12 protein-coding genes are annotated in these 14,510 nt (G+C 67.8%); 3 read left to right on the forward strand and 9 right to left on the reverse strand.

Annotated features, from left to right (window positions below; all coding sequences use genetic code 11):
- The first annotated feature begins 110 nt into the window (after positions 1–110).
- On the forward strand, positions 111–1,085 hold the full coding sequence (locus CLG85_RS03915; RefSeq protein ID WP_095882584.1) for a class 1 fructose-bisphosphatase: 975 nt from the start codon (positions 111–113) through the stop codon (positions 1,083–1,085).
- A 213-nt stretch (positions 1,086–1,298) separates the two neighbouring features.
- Here the strand turns inward: CLG85_RS03915 and CLG85_RS03920 are convergent, their stop codons facing one another.
- The 7 genes from CLG85_RS03920 to CLG85_RS03950 all read right to left on the reverse strand — a co-directional run bounded on the left by CLG85_RS03920 (position 1,299) and on the right by CLG85_RS03950 (position 9,178).
- Positions 1,299–2,576 (reverse strand): solute carrier family 23 protein, encoded by a 1,278-nt coding sequence (locus CLG85_RS03920; protein WP_095882585.1) that lies wholly within the window; start codon positions 2,574–2,576, stop codon positions 1,299–1,301.
- A gap of 218 nt (positions 2,577–2,794) precedes the next feature.
- A complete protein-coding gene (locus tag CLG85_RS03925; protein ID WP_095882586.1) occupies positions 2,795–3,814 on the reverse strand; it encodes an LLM class flavin-dependent oxidoreductase in 1,020 nt (339 codons plus the stop codon).
- A gap of 141 nt (positions 3,815–3,955) precedes the next feature.
- On the reverse strand, positions 3,956–5,101 hold the full coding sequence (locus CLG85_RS03930; RefSeq protein WP_095882587.1) for an ABC transporter permease: 1,146 nt from the start codon (positions 5,099–5,101) through the stop codon (positions 3,956–3,958).
- On the reverse strand, positions 5,098–6,024 hold the full coding sequence (locus tag CLG85_RS03935; RefSeq protein WP_260348461.1) for an ABC transporter ATP-binding protein: 927 nt from the start codon (positions 6,022–6,024) through the stop codon (positions 5,098–5,100). The genes CLG85_RS03930 and CLG85_RS03935 overlap by 4 nt, the downstream gene beginning before the upstream one ends.
- Entirely contained in the window at positions 6,021–6,980 is a 960-nt protein-coding gene (locus CLG85_RS03940; protein ID WP_224848985.1) for an HlyD family secretion protein, read from the reverse strand. The genes CLG85_RS03935 and CLG85_RS03940 overlap by 4 nt, the downstream gene beginning before the upstream one ends.
- A 104-nt stretch (positions 6,981–7,084) precedes the next feature.
- Positions 7,085–7,885 (reverse strand): class I SAM-dependent methyltransferase, encoded by an 801-nt coding sequence (locus tag CLG85_RS03945; protein ID WP_260348463.1) that lies wholly within the window; start codon positions 7,883–7,885, stop codon positions 7,085–7,087.
- Positions 7,886–8,026: 141 nt separating this feature from the next.
- Positions 8,027–9,178 (reverse strand): acyl-CoA dehydrogenase family protein, encoded by a 1,152-nt coding sequence (locus CLG85_RS03950; RefSeq protein WP_095883281.1) that lies wholly within the window; start codon positions 9,176–9,178, stop codon positions 8,027–8,029.
- 97 nt (positions 9,179–9,275) lie between these two features.
- Here CLG85_RS03950 and CLG85_RS03955 point away from each other — a divergent pair, with 97 nt between their 5' ends.
- Positions 9,276–9,968, forward strand: coding sequence for a winged helix-turn-helix transcriptional regulator (locus tag CLG85_RS03955; protein WP_260348464.1), 693 nt, complete (start codon positions 9,276–9,278; stop codon positions 9,966–9,968).
- Positions 9,969–10,026: 58 nt separating this feature from the next.
- Here the strand turns inward: CLG85_RS03955 and CLG85_RS03960 are convergent, their stop codons facing one another.
- On the reverse strand, positions 10,027–11,421 hold the full coding sequence (locus CLG85_RS03960) for a tannase/feruloyl esterase family alpha/beta hydrolase (RefSeq protein WP_095883282.1): 1,395 nt from the start codon (positions 11,419–11,421) through the stop codon (positions 10,027–10,029).
- Between the two features lie 98 nt (positions 11,422–11,519).
- The gene (locus CLG85_RS03965) at positions 11,520–12,161 is read right to left on the reverse strand and encodes a TetR/AcrR family transcriptional regulator (RefSeq protein WP_095883283.1); all 642 of its coding nucleotides are present in this window, start codon (positions 12,159–12,161) and stop codon (positions 11,520–11,522) included.
- Between the two features lie 198 nt (positions 12,162–12,359).
- On the opposite strand from CLG85_RS03965, the gene CLG85_RS03970 reads away from it, so the two are divergent.
- The gene (locus tag CLG85_RS03970) at positions 12,360–14,396 is read left to right on the forward strand and encodes an NADH:flavin oxidoreductase (RefSeq protein WP_095883284.1); all 2,037 of its coding nucleotides are present in this window, start codon (positions 12,360–12,362) and stop codon (positions 14,394–14,396) included.
- The last annotated feature ends 114 nt before the right edge of the window (positions 14,397–14,510 follow it).

A 14,510-nucleotide genomic window follows, 5' to 3' on the forward strand; every position in this document is an offset into this window, starting at 1 on the left:
TGCAGCCCCGCGGGCAGGGGGCTGACGCGCGGCATTTCCTCGGCGGCCGCGCGGCGCTACATCGGGGGGGGCAAGCGCAGACCGCGCGGTAAACGACAGGACGCCCCACCATGCTGACCCTCCCCAACGACCACGCCCCTCGCGGAGACGCGCTGCACCTCCGGCTTGCCGATGATGGCGCCGCGCGTATCGTGCGGCACATCGCCGAGGCGCTTCCCGCCGTGGCGGACCGGTTGGCCGAGGGACTGCTGACCGGCGATCCGGCGCAGATCGTCGGCGACAACGAGAGCGGCGATGCACAGAAGGCGCTCGATGTCGGCGCGCATGAGCACATGCTGAAGGCCCTCGCGGGCTGCAACGTCCGCCACGTGCTCTCGGAAGAGGCCGAGGCGGTGGTCACGCTCGACCCCGAGGGTGCCTTCGACGTGGCCATGGATCCGATCGACGGCTCCGGCTCGATCGGCATCTGCGCGCTCTTGGGGATGCTCTTCGTGATCTACCCCGCCGGCGACGGCAGCTTCCGCCGCCCGGGCGCCGAGGCGGTGGCGGCGGGCTATGCCTGCTTCGGTCATTCGGTGGATTTCGCCTGGTCGCTGGGCGACGGGGTACATATCGCCACGCTCGACCGCCGCGCCGGGGATTTCCGCATCACCGCCGAGAACATCCGCCTCAAGCCGACCACTTCGATGATCGCCGTCAACGCCTCGAACGAGCGGCACTGGGCACCGGGGCTGCAGGCCTATGCGCAGGACATGCGCGCTGGCAAGGACGGCCCGCTCGGCAAGAATTACAACATGCGCTGGCTGGCGGCGGCGGTGGGCGATCTGCACCGGATCATGCTCAAGGGCGGCGCCTTCCTCTACCCGCAGGACGGGCGCAAGGGTTACGAGCAGGGGCGGCTGCGGCTGGCCTACGAGGCCGTGCCGATCGCCTTCATGGTCGAGCAAGCCGGGGGCCGCGCGAGCGATGGGCGGCGGCGGATCCTCGAGCTAGAGCCTGAGACGCCGCATGGGTTCTGCCCGCTGATCTTCGGCTCGGACGAAGAGGTGTCGCGGATCGAGGACTATATCGCGCGTCACGGCTGACCGGGCGCGGGAGCGGATGCTGGGTCCAGGGCCGCAAGTTCTCCCCATTCGCAGGGGATGGAGCTGTGGATAAAAGGGGCTCCGGATCAAGCAGGCTTGGCTCCGTGCTGGTTTGCCCGTTTTTTGGGCAGGGCCCGCGCGTCCGGCGCGAGCCCCCCCGGACAGCACCCCCCCACTTTGACAAGTGGGGAGTGCTGTCCCTCCGGCGCGCGATCAGCCTTTGCGGCCGAACCCGAGCAGCTGGTAGAGCAGCAGCGCCGCCAGCGTCGAGGTGCCGATGCCGCCGAGCGCGAAGCCGCCGAGGTGCAGCGTGAAGTCCCCGGCGCCGAAGATCAGCGCGATGCCCGCGGTGAAGAGGTTGCGCGGGTCCGAGAAATCCACCCGGTTCTCGATCCAGATCCGCGCCATGGCCGAGGCGATGAGCCCGAAGACCGCGACCGACAGTCCCGCCAGCACCGGTGCCGGGATGGTCTGCAGCAGCGCGCCGAACTTCGGCGAGAGGCCGAGGCAGATCGCCACGACGGCGGCGATGACGAAGACCAGCGTCGAGTAGACCTTGGTCATCGCCATGACGCCGATGTTCTCGGCGTAGGTGGTGACCCCGGTGCCGCCGCCCGAGCCCGCGACCATGGTCGCCACGCCGTCGGCGAAGAAGCCGCGGCCGATGTAGCGGTCCATGTCCTGCCCGGTGATCGCCCCAAGCGCCTTGATGTGGCCGAGGTTCTCGGCGACCAGCACGATGGCGACAGGGGCAATGAGAGTGATCGCCGACCAGTGGAACTCGGGCTTCTGGAAGTGCGGAAGGCCGAACCACTCCGCCGCGCCGACTGCCGAGAAATCGATGCCCGGCATGATCCCGAGCCCGTTGCCCAGCACCAGCACCAGCCCGTAGCCGAAGACCAGCGCCAGCAGCACCGACAGCCGCCGGGTGCCCGAGGGACCGTAGCAGGAGACCATCGCCATGCAGAGCACCGTCAGGAGCGCAATTGTCAGATGCGAGGGGGTGGGGGAGCCGAAGGCATTGAGCTGGTCCACCGCGACCGGCGCGAGGTTGAGGCCGATGGCAATGCCGATGGTGCCGGTCACCACGGGGGGCATCAGCCTCTCCACCCAGCCGTAGCCGACCGCCATGACGATGAGACCGATCAGCGCGTAGAGCGCGCCGCAGACCACGATGCCGCCGAGCGCATGGGCGATGGTAGCGCCCTCCTGCCCGAGCACTGCCAGCACCACGGCGATGAAGGCAAAGGAGGAGCCGAGGTAGCTCGGCACCCGGCCCGCGGTGATGATGAAGAAGAGCAGCGTGCCGATGCCCGAGAAGAACACCGCGACATTGGGATCGAAGCCCATCAGGATCGGCGCGACGATGGTCGAGCCGGACATCGCCAGCAGGTGCTGGATGCCCATGGGGACCGAGGCGGCGCCGGGCAGGCGCTCGTCCGGCATGATCACCTGGCCCGTGCCGAGGCGCCAACGGGGGAAGTATGACATCGCTCTCTCCTGGGAAGACTCTCTCTGGGCGTCGCCTTAGCGGCATTTGCGCACGAATGTGAGAGGTTCCGCACCGGAAATCCGGGATGCGCGCTCCGGTGCCGCACCCTTGCGGCGGGTTTCGGCGGGCACGGTAGAGGCACAGGGGGGCGGGGAGAGGACCACGGGTCCGCCTGCATCGCCCGGCGTCTGGCCGGGGCGATGCTTCGGGATTTGGCTCAGCGCCAGCCGAGGGCGGGGGCCACGTGGGTGAGGATATTCTCGATCACGTGGGCGTTGTAATCGACCCCCAGCGAGTTCGGGATGGTCAGCAGAAGCGTATCGGCTTCCTTGATGCCTTCGTCGCCCTTGAGCTGCTCGATCAGCTTGTCGGGCTCGTCGGCATAGGAGCGGCCGAAGATCGAGCGCTGCTGCTCGATGAAGCCCACCGAATCCTGCTCCTTGCCGCCGCGGCCGAAGTACATCCGGTCCTCATCGCTGGTGATGGCGAAGATCGAGCGGCTGACCGAGACCCGCGGCTTGCGCGCATGGCCGGCCGATTTCCACGCCTCGCGGTAGGCGCGGATCTGCTGCGCCTGCTGGAGGTGGAAGGGCTCGCCGGTCTCGTCATCCTTGAGCGTCGAGCTTTGCAGGTTCATCCCCAGCATGGCGGCCCATTCGGCGGTCTTGTTCGAGCCGGCGCCCCACCAGATGCGGTCCTTCAGCCCCTCGGAATGCGGCTCGAGCCGCAGCTTGCCCGGCGGGTTGGGGAACATCGGGCGCGGGTTGGGCTCGGCGAAGCCATGGCCCTCGAGCATCTGCAGGAAGACCTGCGCGTGGCGGCGGCCCATGTCGGCGTCGGTCTCGTCTTCGGCCGGGCCATAGCCGAAGTAGCGCCACCCCTCGATCACCTGCTCGGGGCTGCCGCGGCTGATGCCGAGCTGCAGCCGGCCCTGGCTGATCAGGTCGGCGGCGCCGGCATCCTCGGCCATGTAGAGCGGGTTCTCGTAGCGCATATCGATGACGCCGGTGCCAATCTCGATCTTCTTGGTCCGCGCGCCGACGGCGGCGAGCAGCGGGAAGGGGCTTGCGTGCTGGCGGGCGAAGTGGTGGACGCGGAAGTAGGCGCCGTCGAGCCCCAGCTCCTCGGCGGCGACCGACAGGTCGATCGCCTGCAAGAGCGCATCCGAGGCGGTGCGGGTGGCCGAGCCGCGTTGCGGGGACCAATGTCCGAAGGACAGGAAGCCGATCTTTTTCATAGCGATACTCCTCGGGCTGCGGCGGCAGCGGAAAGCATCCTCTGCCGGGCCCGTTTGAGCCATAGCTAGTCATTCGGGGGCGGGACCCGCAAGCCGGGCGGCTGTTTGCCCAAGCGCAGGACCTGTGCGCGGGTGGCCGGATCAGTCGAGCCGCTTGCGGAACCGCAGCGAGGCCAGCCCCAGCCCCAGCAGCGCGAAGCCGAGCAGCCAGAGGCTGTCGGGCAGCAGGTCCATGAGCCCGGCATCGCGCAGCACCACGCCGCGGATGATCCGCATGAAGTGGGTCGCGGGCAGCAGGTCGGCGATCAGCTGGGCGCCGCGGGGCATGCCCTCGTAGGGGAACATGAAGCCCGAGAGCAGGATCGACGGCATCAGCACGAAGACGGTCATCTGCATCGCCTGAAGCTGGTTGCTGGCCAGCGTCGAGAGCACCAGCCCCAGCGACAGGCTCGCGAGGATGAAGAGCAGCGTCACCAGCAGTAGCACCCAGAGCGATCCCGCTACGGTCACCGAGAAGAGCAGCGCGCCGAGCCCGAGGATGATCGCCACCTGGATGAGGCCGATGCCGACATAGGGGATGATCTTGCCGATCATGATCTCGACGGGGCGGATCGGCGTGGTGATCAGCATCTCCATGTTGCCGCGCTCGCTTTCGCGGACGATGGCGGCCGAGGTGAACATGATCATCGTCATGGTCAGGATGATGCCCACCAGCCCCGGCACGATGTTCACCACCGAGCGCTGCTCGGGATTGTAGAAGAGGGTGACCTCGAAGGTCGGCGTGGCGGTATTGGTGGAGTCGCGGAACATCTCGCCGAGCGGCATGCCGCGCAGCGAGCGGATCGCGGCGGCGACCAGCGTGTCCGAGCCGTCCGCCACCCATTGCGCGATGGGCCGGGCCTCGACCTCCTGCAGGCCGTCGGCGAAGCGGCTGCCGATCGCCGGGTTGCGCACCAGCCTCTGCGCCACGTCCTGCGGGATGATGAAGGCGGCGCGCACCTCGGCGCGGACAATGGCCCGCTCGGCTTCGGCGACAGTGGCGACGTGCTGCTCGAAGCGCACCACCTGCGTCGCCTCGACCATCTGCACAAGGCTGCGGCTGAGGTTGCTTTCGCTCTGGTCGACCAGCACGGCGGGGATATGGCGGATCTCGGTGTTGATCGCGTAGCCGAAAAGCACAAGCTGGATCAGCGGGATCATCACGATCATGCCAAAGGTCATCCGGTCGCGCCGCAGCTGCAGCAGCTCCTTGCGCAGGATCGCCAGAATGCGCCGGCCGGAAATCATTGGTCCCGTCCGTGGGTGGCCAGCACGAAGACGTCCTCGAGATTGGGAGAGATGGCCCGCACCGCGGCGTCGGGGTGACCTGCCAGGGCCTCTCTCACAAGTGCTTCGGGATCGCCGGTGCCCTCGGTCACCAGTACCCGCAGCCGTTCGCCGATCTGCGCCACCGACACGATGCCCTCCTTGCCTGAGAGTGCGCGCCCGATGCGGCGGGGGTCTTTGGCCTCCACCTCCACGGCGCGCCCGGCGATCCGGTCCATCAGCGCGCGCGGCGTGCCGTCGGCGCATTTGCGGCCGCGGTCGAGGATGGCGATGCGGTGGCAGCGTTCGGCCTCGTCCATCAGGTGGGTCGAGACGATCATCGTGGTGCCGGCATCGACGAGATCGAAGAGCTGCTCCCAGAAGGCCCGGCGAGACTCGGGATCGACCGCCGCCGTCGGCTCGTCGAGGAACAGCAGCTCCGGCTCGTGCATCACCGTGGCGGCAAGCGCGAGGCGCTGGCGCTGGCCGCCGCTGAGCGCCCCGGCCAGAACGTTCGCCTGCTCGTGCAGCGTGTAGGTGTCCATCAGCTCGGCGATGCGCTGGCGTTTGCGGCGCGCGGGAAGGTCGTGGATCTCGGCGATGAAGCGCAGGTTCTCCAGCACCGTGAGGTCGCGGTAGTAGGTAAAGCCCTGCGTCATGTAGCCGATGCGCCGCTTCACCGCCTCGGCGTCGCCGGGCAGGCGCGCGCCCAGAACCTCGGCATGACCCGAGGTCGGCGTCAGCAGCCCGGTCAGCATCCGCATGGCGGTGGTCTTGCCAGAGCCGTTGGGGCCGAGCAGCCCATAGACCACGCCCTTGGGGATCGCGAGATCGAGTCCATCCACCGCCAGCTTGTCTCCGAAGCGCCGGGTGAGCCCGAAGGTTTGGGCAACCGCCTCGCTCATGGCAGATGCGCCGAGACCGGCAACCCCGCCGGAAGGTCCGCCGCCGTCTCCGGCAGCGCCACCTCGGCCGGGTAGACCAGCCGGCTGCGCTGCTCCTGGTTTAGCGCGTAATAGGGCGTGAAGGCGGGCTCGTTGCTTATCCAGCGCAGTGTGCCATCGTAGGCCGCGCCATCGCCGTCGAGGCTGACGGAGATCGGATCGCCGATCGCCAGCCCGGCGCGGGAAGCCTCGGGCACGTAGATGCGCGCATAGGGCCGATCACCGGTCAGCAGCACGGCGACAGGGCTGCCGAGCGGCACCCGCTCGCCGCGGTTCCACGGCAGGCTGTCGAGCAGCCCGTCGCGCGAGGCGCGGATGGTCAGGTCGTCGAGCCGGGTGCGCTCTGCCGAGACCTGCGCCTCGGCGGCGGTCACATGCGCCTCGGCGATGCGGATGTCCTCGGCGCGGGCTCCGATCCGCAGCTCCTGCAGCGACTGCTCGGCGCTGGTCAGCTCGGCCAGCGCCGAGTTGCGCTGCGCCACCACCTCGTCGAGCCGGGCGGCGGTGACCGTGCCGGTCTCAACCAGCCGGGCGTTGCGCTCGTAACTCGCCTGCGCCTCCTGGTAGACCGCGCGGGCGCCCTCGACCCGCGCCTCGGCGATGGCGAATTCCTCGGGGCGGGCGCCGGTGCGCATCCGCTCGAGATCGGCCTCGGCCTCGGCGAGCTGCGCCTGCGCCACTGCCAGCTGAGCCTGTTGCAGGGTGTCGTCGAGCTGCACGAGCACGTCGCCCGCCTGTACCGCGCTGCCCTCGGCGATCGGCAGGTCCGTGATGATCTCGTTGGCGGTTGCGGTCAGCAGCACGCGCTCGCGCATGAGCTGACCGAGCGCCACATCGGCGGCCGGGCCGTCACAGGACTTGAGGCCGAACGGCAGCAGCAGCGCCAGACCCGCCAGACCCTTGAGCATTGCCACCATGCGTGCCTCTCCCGTTCTGGACGCGCGCGGCATCCGTCCCGGCCAGCCTCGCCCGCGAGGGGCCTCGAGTCCATGATTTTGATCAAGGCCTTGCGGGCTTCACCTCAGGCTCGGACCTCGGCGATGGCAAAGACCGCGGGAGCGTCGAAGGAGACCGTGCCGTCGGAATTGCGATACCGGCCAAGCCGGTCCTCTGCCGCCGTCTTGAGCGCGGCCATGATCTCCGGCGTTGCCATGTCGGCCAGGGTCCAGCCACCGATCTCGGTGTCGAGCCAGCCCGCGAGCGAGGCATGACGCACCTGCCCGGTCTTGTGGATGCGCTGCGCTGCGCCGAGACCCGCCTCCTTGAGCAGCGCCTCCAGGTCCCCGGCGGCGCCGAGGCAGAAGGGGGCTTTCAGGGCCTCCGCCGCCTCCGGCCCCATGACCTCGCCGAGCAGGGGGATGAGGTCGCGGTAGCCCGGCGAGTCCTCCCATGGATCGAAGACCGAGACCGCCACGTGCCCGCCCGGGTGGCAGACCCGGCGCATCTCGCGCAGCGCCTGCACGCGGTCCTCGAAGAACATCAGCGCGAACTGGCAGGTCACCGCGTCAAAGGCATCGTCGTCGAAGGGCAGCGCCTCGGCCGGGGCGCGCTGGAACTGCACATGCGGCTCCAGCTCGCGGGCTACGGTCAGCATGCCCTCGTTGATGTCCACCGCGCTCACGCTCGCGCCGCGTTTCAGCGCCGCCCGGGCCACGACCCCTGTGCCGGTCGCCACGTCGAGCACCCGGCCGCCGCCCCGGATACCCGCCGCCTCGACCAGCCATGGGGCGAATTGCCCGAAGAGCGCCGGAACGAAGAACGACTCGTAGACGCGCGCCGCCTCGGCCGTGATCTGGCCGGTGGCAGCGTCTTGCTTTTCCATACCCATCGCCTCCTCCTGTCGTCAGAGCATCGATGCGCCGAGTATAGCACAGACCGCCCCCGGTGGAGCGGCACGCGGCGCCCCGGGGACTTTCCCGGAGGGCGCCGCGACCCGTCAGCGCCTGGGAGGCGGGGAGCCGGTTCAGTAGATCTCGTCGATCGACTGACCGAGCGCGAGGGCGCCGACGTATTCCGCTTGGATCTCCTTTTGCAGCGGATGGTAGCGGGCGGCCTGGATGTCGCGAAACAGCCGCTCGAGTTCCGCCTTGCGGTAGAAGCCCGCGCCACCCGCCAGTTCCATGGCCAGCTCGACCGTGAGGATCGCGTTCTCCTCGACCAGCCGGCGGCCAGTCATTACTTGCCCGACGGTCTCGGCCGCAGGTGCGTTCAGCTCGCAGGTGGCCACCATGTGGGCGTGGGCGAGCCGCGCGGTGCAGAGTGCCGTCTCCATCCGCCCGGCGCGGTCGCGCAGCAGGCGCGAGGCGGGGCGCCGCGTGGCGATCTCCACCGCGAGATCCCGCGCCCGCTCGGCGACGCCGAGATAGACCGCGTAGATGATCGGAAAGGCGATGGTGCCCAGCATGAAGAAGATCGGGTGCCACCGGCCCTGCGGACGTTTCACCGCGACTTTTTCGGCGGGCACGAAGAGCCCCTCAATCATCACGTCGTGGCTTCCGGTGCCGCGCATCCCCAGCGTGTGCCAGGTGTCGAGCACCGAGACCTCTTTCGCGGCCATGGGGCAGGGGAAGTGCAGGATCGTCCCACCCTCCTCGGGCGAGATCGCGCTGGTCATCAGCAGATCCCCGGCAGGCGCGCCCGAGACGAACATCTTTCGGGCGGTGATGCGGTAGCCGCCCTCGACCGGCTCGGCCTTGCCAGATCCACCGATCCAGTCACCGCCGCCGGAGGAGAGCAGCACCAGCTTCTCGGCGGCGATGCGTTTCAGCAGCGGTTCGGTCTTGTCCCGCGTCGCCTGCTGGTGGTGCCAGCGCCAGGCGGGAAAGGCGACCTGGTGGGTGTGCATGGACAGCGCCAGCGCGGTGGACGAGCAGCCGTGCGCCACACGGCGCAGCATGTCGCAGAGCGCGCGGATATCGGCGCCGCCGCCGCCCAGCTCCGCCGGCACCCCGGCGTCGATCAGCCCGGCCTGCTTGGCCCTGAGGTAATTCTCGGCGACGAAGCTGTCGTCGTCGTCGCGGGCCATGGCCTCCTTGGCGCAGCCGGCCGCGAACTCTTCGGCGATGGCGGTGAAGTCCCGCGTCACCGGGCGGTCGAGTGTCTCGATCTCGGTCATCTCGTGGTCCTTTCATTCCCTGTCGTCCCACAAGCATGCCAGAGTCGACACAGAGCGATAGTTCAGGAAATGAATCGGCTCTGGTATGATCCCGCGCATGGAGATCACCAACCTCTATGGGCAGTTCTGCCCGATCTCGATGGCGTCCGAGGTCTTCTGCACGCGCTGGACACCGCTTGTCGTGCGCGAACTGCTCTGCGGATCGACCCGGTTCAACGACATCCGCAAGGGTGTGCCCAAGATGTCGCCCAGCCTTTTGTCAAAGCGCCTCAAGGAGTTGGAACTGGCCGGGGTGATCCGCACGGTGCAGACCGACCGCGGCTCGCCGGAATATCATCTCACCCCAGCGGGCGAGGAACTGCGCCCGATCGTGATGGGCATCGGCAATTGGGGGCAGCGCTGGGTCGAGTCGCGGCTCTCGCTGCGCAATCTCGATCCGTCGCTGCTGATGTGGGACATCCGCCGGAATTTCGACCCGTATCCGCGCCCCGACCGGCGCTGCACGATTCAGTTTCTGTACCCGGAAATCGGGGAAAACCTGCGCGATTGGTGGCTCGTGGTCGGCACCGACGACACCGATCTGTGCAAGTTCGACCCCGGCTACGAGGTCGATATCCTGGTGACCGCCGATCTGCGGGCGATGACCTCGGTCTGGATGGGCCTGTCCAAGCTGCCCGACGAGATCGACGCGGGCCACATCCAGATCGACGCCATGCCGGAGCTGGAAAGCCGCCTAAAGGCCTGGCTGAAACTCAGCGTCTTCGCGCCGCAGCACCGCATGGTGGACTGAGCGCGTCGAAGGTGGGCCTCCTGCCCCGGCCGCGGGTGCGGGGCAGGAGGCTGAGAAGTCACTCGATCATGATCGAGCTTGGCGCGGTGCCCTGGTTCATCCAGGCCTCCAGCGGGGTCATCGGATCGAGCGAGGACCAGTTCACCCCGTTCGGGCTGGGCAGGATGCCGCAGTGATCGAGACCCGGCACCATGAAGAGCTTTACGCTCTCGTTCAGCGTGGCCTCGCCTCCGGCCAGCTCTGCTGCCTGTTCGTACCAATCGACCGTCTTGTAGGGCGTCACTATGGAATCCGCCCAGCCGTGGTAGACGATCATCTTGCCGCCCGCCGCGCGGAAGGCCGAGAGATCCGGATTGTCGCCGTTATAGAGATCGGCCGCCGTCGCCATGCGCGCGGGGTCCGTCTCGAAGTCGAAGGACAGCGGCGAGTAGTCGGTGCCCGGATCCTCCGCAAAGGCCATGTGGCGGGTGAACCCACCCGCAAAGCCCGCGACCATCTTCCCGGCCCCCTCGGCATTGCCGGTCAGCCAGAGCCACCAGAAGGGCTCCGAGCCCTCGGGGATGCCGCCGGGATAGAGCTGTTCGCCCGCCGCGTTGCGCGGCCCCTCGCGCCATTTCGCCAATGTGTCGAGCTGCTGGTTGCTGAGGCCGAGGCCGGTATAGTCGACCTCGCAGGCGCGCGGATCGGCGATCACCCCATCCTCGGTCCCGTCCGCGCCGTCGCATTGCTGCATCACCGCCGCGCCGATCTTCGCGGCCTCGTCGGGCCCGAGGATCTGACTGCCATCCTCGGCGGTATTGGCCTGAAGGGTCCAGGACATCGCGGTTCCGACGAGCCCGGTGTAGTCCATCGCCGGGGCACCGGAGATGATCCCATCGAACATCTCGGGGTAGCGCTGCGCCGCCACATGCGCCATGCGCCCGCCGGTCGAGCAACCCTGGAAGATCGCCTGGCTCGACGGCGTGCCGTAGAAGGCATCGATCATCACCTGCGCGACCCGGTTGGTCTCGCCGATCGAGCGCCAGCCCCAGTCGCGCTCGGCGTCGGGATTGTCCTGCGCCCAGGTCGCCTCGGTCACCGCGAGTGCATGGTGACCGCTGTCCGAGGTGGCCGTGGCGTAGCCGCGCTCGAGCCCCGGGCGCATGGCGTTGACCCAGGACTGACCGCCGTCAGCACGCCCGAGGATGCCGCAAAAGCCGCCGCAGCCCGCCTGGTAGAACTTGCCGTTCCAGCCCGAGAGCGGCAGTCGGACCTCGATCGAAATGGCGGGCAGGGCGGTGGCCCGCACCTCGCAATATTGCGGCAGGCCCTCGGGGCTCAGGACCCGGGCCGAGGTGACATGGCCGCCGTCGAAGACCGCGTCGCGCAGGGCGCTGCAGTCCTCGGGCGTCTGATCGGCATAGGCGTAGGACGCGCTGGCCAGAAGGGCCAGCGTCATGGCGGTCAGCTTCATGGATATCCTCCCAAATCTCCCGTGGGTAGAATTGCCTTGGGAGAAGAACCGCTCAAGGAATTTGTGCGGTGACGCAGCGTCCGCGCGAGTCTTGGGGATCAGCCCGGAAACTCCGGGTGCAGGCCGAGCCGCGCCTTGAAGCGCGCCATCTCCTCGTCGGTGGGGTAGCGGCTGGTATAGACTTGGACGTAGTCAGGAAAACGCGACAGCCGTGTCTCCAGCGTTTCCTCGAGCTGTAGGGCGATATAGCCCATCTGCACGAGGTAGATGGTCCAGGCCCGCACGTCGGCATCCGGCTCCGCATGCCCCCAGCGCTGCAGCAGCTCCTTGAGCGCGAGCCGACGCTGCTCGTCCGCCTCGTGCACCTTCGGCAGCACGGCCGGATCCTGCCGGCCCCAGGCACGCACCGCGCTGTCGAGCCGCGCGTTGAAGCCTTCATCGGAGAGGAAAATGCTCACGAGGTTCAGCATCGCCTCGGTCTCGGTCGCGGCATATTCGCGGCTCGCGGCGAGCAGGGGCCGGGTCGTTGCCGCCTCCCAATGGACGAGAAGCGCCTCCAGAAGGGCTTCGCGGTCCTTGAAGAACCAGTAGAAGCTGGTGCGCGAGAGGCCGAGCTTCTTGGCCAGCGGCAGGATTTTCACCGCGTCGATGCCGCCCTCGATCAACGCCTCGGTGGCCGCGCCGAGCCAGAGCTCGCGCGAGCCCCGCCAGCCGCGATCGGTGGAAATTTCACTGTCCATGGCGCTTGTCTAGCAGTGCGTCGCAGGGCTGTCCAAGAAACTGTATAATGCTGTCAAGTTTACGTGCATCTGAGAAAAATTTCCGATCATGATCGCACCATAAGACTATAAACTGTTCTCTCGTGATTTTTAAATTGACACATGTGAACAGTCCGTCTTGAGATACGCCTGACGCATCCCCGGGCACAGAGGTCTCCCATGACAAACGATCCGCTCCTTCAGCCGTATCAGCTCAAGCATCTGACCCTGCGCAACAGGATCATGATCACCAGTCACGAGCCGGCCTACCCCGAGGACGGAATGCCCAAGGAGCGCTACCGCGCCTATCACGTGGAGCGGGCGAAGGCGGGGGTGGCGATGACCATGACCGCCGGATCGGCCAGCATCTCCAAGGACAGCCCGCCGGTGTTCAACAACATCCTCGCCTGGAAGGACGAGGTGGTGCCGTGGATGAAACAGCTCGTCGACGAGTGCCACGATCACGGCGCGGCGGTGATGATCCAGCTCTCGCACCTCGGCCGCCGCACCCGATGGGACAAGGCCGACTGGTTGCCCGTGGTCGCGCCCGGCTTCGACCGCGAGCCCGCTCATCGCGCGGCGCCGAAGCTGATCGAGGATTGGGACATGACCCGGATCATCGGCGATTTCGCCGATGCCGCCGAGCGGATGCAGGCCGCGGGCGTAGACGGAATCGAGCTCGAGGCCTACGGGCATCTGCTCGAACAGTTCTGGTCCGAGCAGACCAACAGCCTCGGCGGCGACTACGGCGGCAGCCTCGACAACCGCATGCGCTTCACCATGGACGTGCTGCGCGCGATCCGGGCGCGCTGCGGCGAGGCCTTCATCGTCGGCCTGCGCTACACGGGCGATCAATGCCTGCCCGGCGGGCTGACCGCGAACGAGGGCATCGAGCTCAGCCGCAAGCTGAAGCAGAGCGGGCTGGTCGATTTCCTCAACGTCGTGCGCGGACATATCGACACCGACCCGGGGCTGACCGACCTGATCCCGATCCAGGGCATGCGCAACGCGCCGCACCTCGATTTCGCCGGGGAGATCCGCAAGGCGACCGACTTCCCGACCTTCCACGCCGCCAAGATCCCCGATGTCGCCACCGCCCGCCATGCCATCGCCTCGGGCAAGCTGGACATGGTCGGCATGGTGCGCGCGCACATGGCCGACCCGCATCTGGTGCGCAAGGTCATCGAGGGCCGCGAGGAGGATATCCGGCCCTGCGTCGGCGCGAACTACTGCCTCGACCGTATCTACCAGGGCGGCATGGCGCTCTGCCTGCACAACCCCTCCACCGGGCGCGAGATCGAGCTGCCGCATGCCATCGCCAAGGCCGAAACGCCGAAGCGCATCACCGTCGTCGGTGCCGGGCCGGGCGGGCTCGAGGCGGCCCGGGTCGCCGCCGAGCGCGGCCATGCGGTGACCGTCTTCGAGGCCGCCGACCAGCCCGGCGGGCAGATCCGCCTGACGGCCCTGCAACCCCGGCGGCGCGAGATGATCTCGATCGTCGACTGGCGCTACCAGCAATGCCTGAAGATGGGCGTGCGGTTCGAATTCAACACCTATGCCGAGGCCGGGGATATCCTGCGCAGCGGCCCCGACGCGGTGATCCTTGCCACCGGAGGGCTTCCGCACACCGAGGTCCTGAGCGTTGGCAACGAGCTCGTCGTCTCGGCCTGGGACATCCTTTCGGGCGACGTCAAACCCGGCCAGAGCGTGCTGGTCTTCGACGAGGCGGGCGATCACGCCGGTCTGATGGCTGCCGACCTGATCTCCGAGACCGGTGCGACGGTCGAGATCGTCAGCTGGGACCGCAACCTTGCCGCCGAGGTCATGTCGATGAACTTGGTGCCCTACATGCGCAACCTGCAATTGCGCGACACGACCTTCACCGTCACTTGGCGGCTGGAGTCCGTGGTGCGCGACGGCAACCAGCTGCGCGCCACGCTCGGCAGCGACTACGGCGCGGCCAAGCGCAGCCGACTGGTCGACCAAGTGGTGGTGAACGCCGGGACGCGCCCGCTGGACGAGCTCTACTTCGAGTTGAAACCGCAGAGCTCGAACCTGGGTGAGGTGGACTACGACGCGCTCATCGATGGCAGGCCGCAGGCGCTGGCCCCCAATCCCGACGGGAGCTTCCGCCTTTTCCGGATCGGTGACGCCGTCTCCAGCCGCAACACCCACGCGGCGATCTACGACGCGTTGCGCCTCGTGCGCCATCTCTAGCACCCGGTGTCTCTATCCGAATCTTCTTCACATAACTCGCCTTATAGGAGTAGCGCTCATGTAGCGGCAAAGCTAAAATGTCACCCATGAACAATTCAGGAATGTCACTCTCCC

It is taken from the genome of Alloyangia mangrovi, assembly GCF_002300555.2.
Lineage (GTDB): Bacteria > Pseudomonadota > Alphaproteobacteria > Rhodobacterales > Rhodobacteraceae > Salipiger > Salipiger mangrovi.

Bases quoted from the DNA above. Each gene is read 5' to 3' on its own strand.
- CLG85_RS03940 (WP_224848985.1), bottom strand. From the start codon at position 6,980: ATGGTGGCAATGCTCAAGGGTCTGGCGGGTCTGGCGCTGCTGCTGCCG.
- CLG85_RS03955 (WP_260348464.1), top strand. From the start codon at position 9,276: ATGGAGATCACCAACCTCTATGGGCAGTTCTGCCCGATCTCGATGGCG.
- CLG85_RS03915 (WP_095882584.1), top strand. From the start codon at position 111: ATGCTGACCCTCCCCAACGACCACGCCCCTCGCGGAGACGCGCTGCAC.
- CLG85_RS03945 (WP_260348463.1), bottom strand. From the start codon at position 7,885: ATGGAAAAGCAAGACGCTGCCACCGGCCAGATCACGGCCGAGGCGGCG.
- CLG85_RS03925 (WP_095882586.1), bottom strand. From the start codon at position 3,814: ATGAAAAAGATCGGCTTCCTGTCCTTCGGACATTGGTCCCCGCAACGC.
- CLG85_RS03970 (WP_095883284.1), top strand. From the start codon at position 12,360: ATGACAAACGATCCGCTCCTTCAGCCGTATCAGCTCAAGCATCTGACC.
- CLG85_RS03950 (WP_095883281.1), bottom strand. From the start codon at position 9,178: ATGACCGAGATCGAGACACTCGACCGCCCGGTGACGCGGGACTTCACC.
- CLG85_RS03965 (WP_095883283.1), bottom strand. From the start codon at position 12,161: ATGGACAGTGAAATTTCCACCGATCGCGGCTGGCGGGGCTCGCGCGAG.
- CLG85_RS03920 (WP_095882585.1), bottom strand. From the start codon at position 2,576: ATGTCATACTTCCCCCGTTGGCGCCTCGGCACGGGCCAGGTGATCATG.
- CLG85_RS03935 (WP_260348461.1), bottom strand. From the start codon at position 6,024: ATGAGCGAGGCGGTTGCCCAAACCTTCGGGCTCACCCGGCGCTTCGGA.
- CLG85_RS03930 (WP_095882587.1), bottom strand. From the start codon at position 5,101: ATGATTTCCGGCCGGCGCATTCTGGCGATCCTGCGCAAGGAGCTGCTG.
- CLG85_RS03960 (WP_095883282.1), bottom strand. From the start codon at position 11,421: ATGAAGCTGACCGCCATGACGCTGGCCCTTCTGGCCAGCGCGTCCTAC.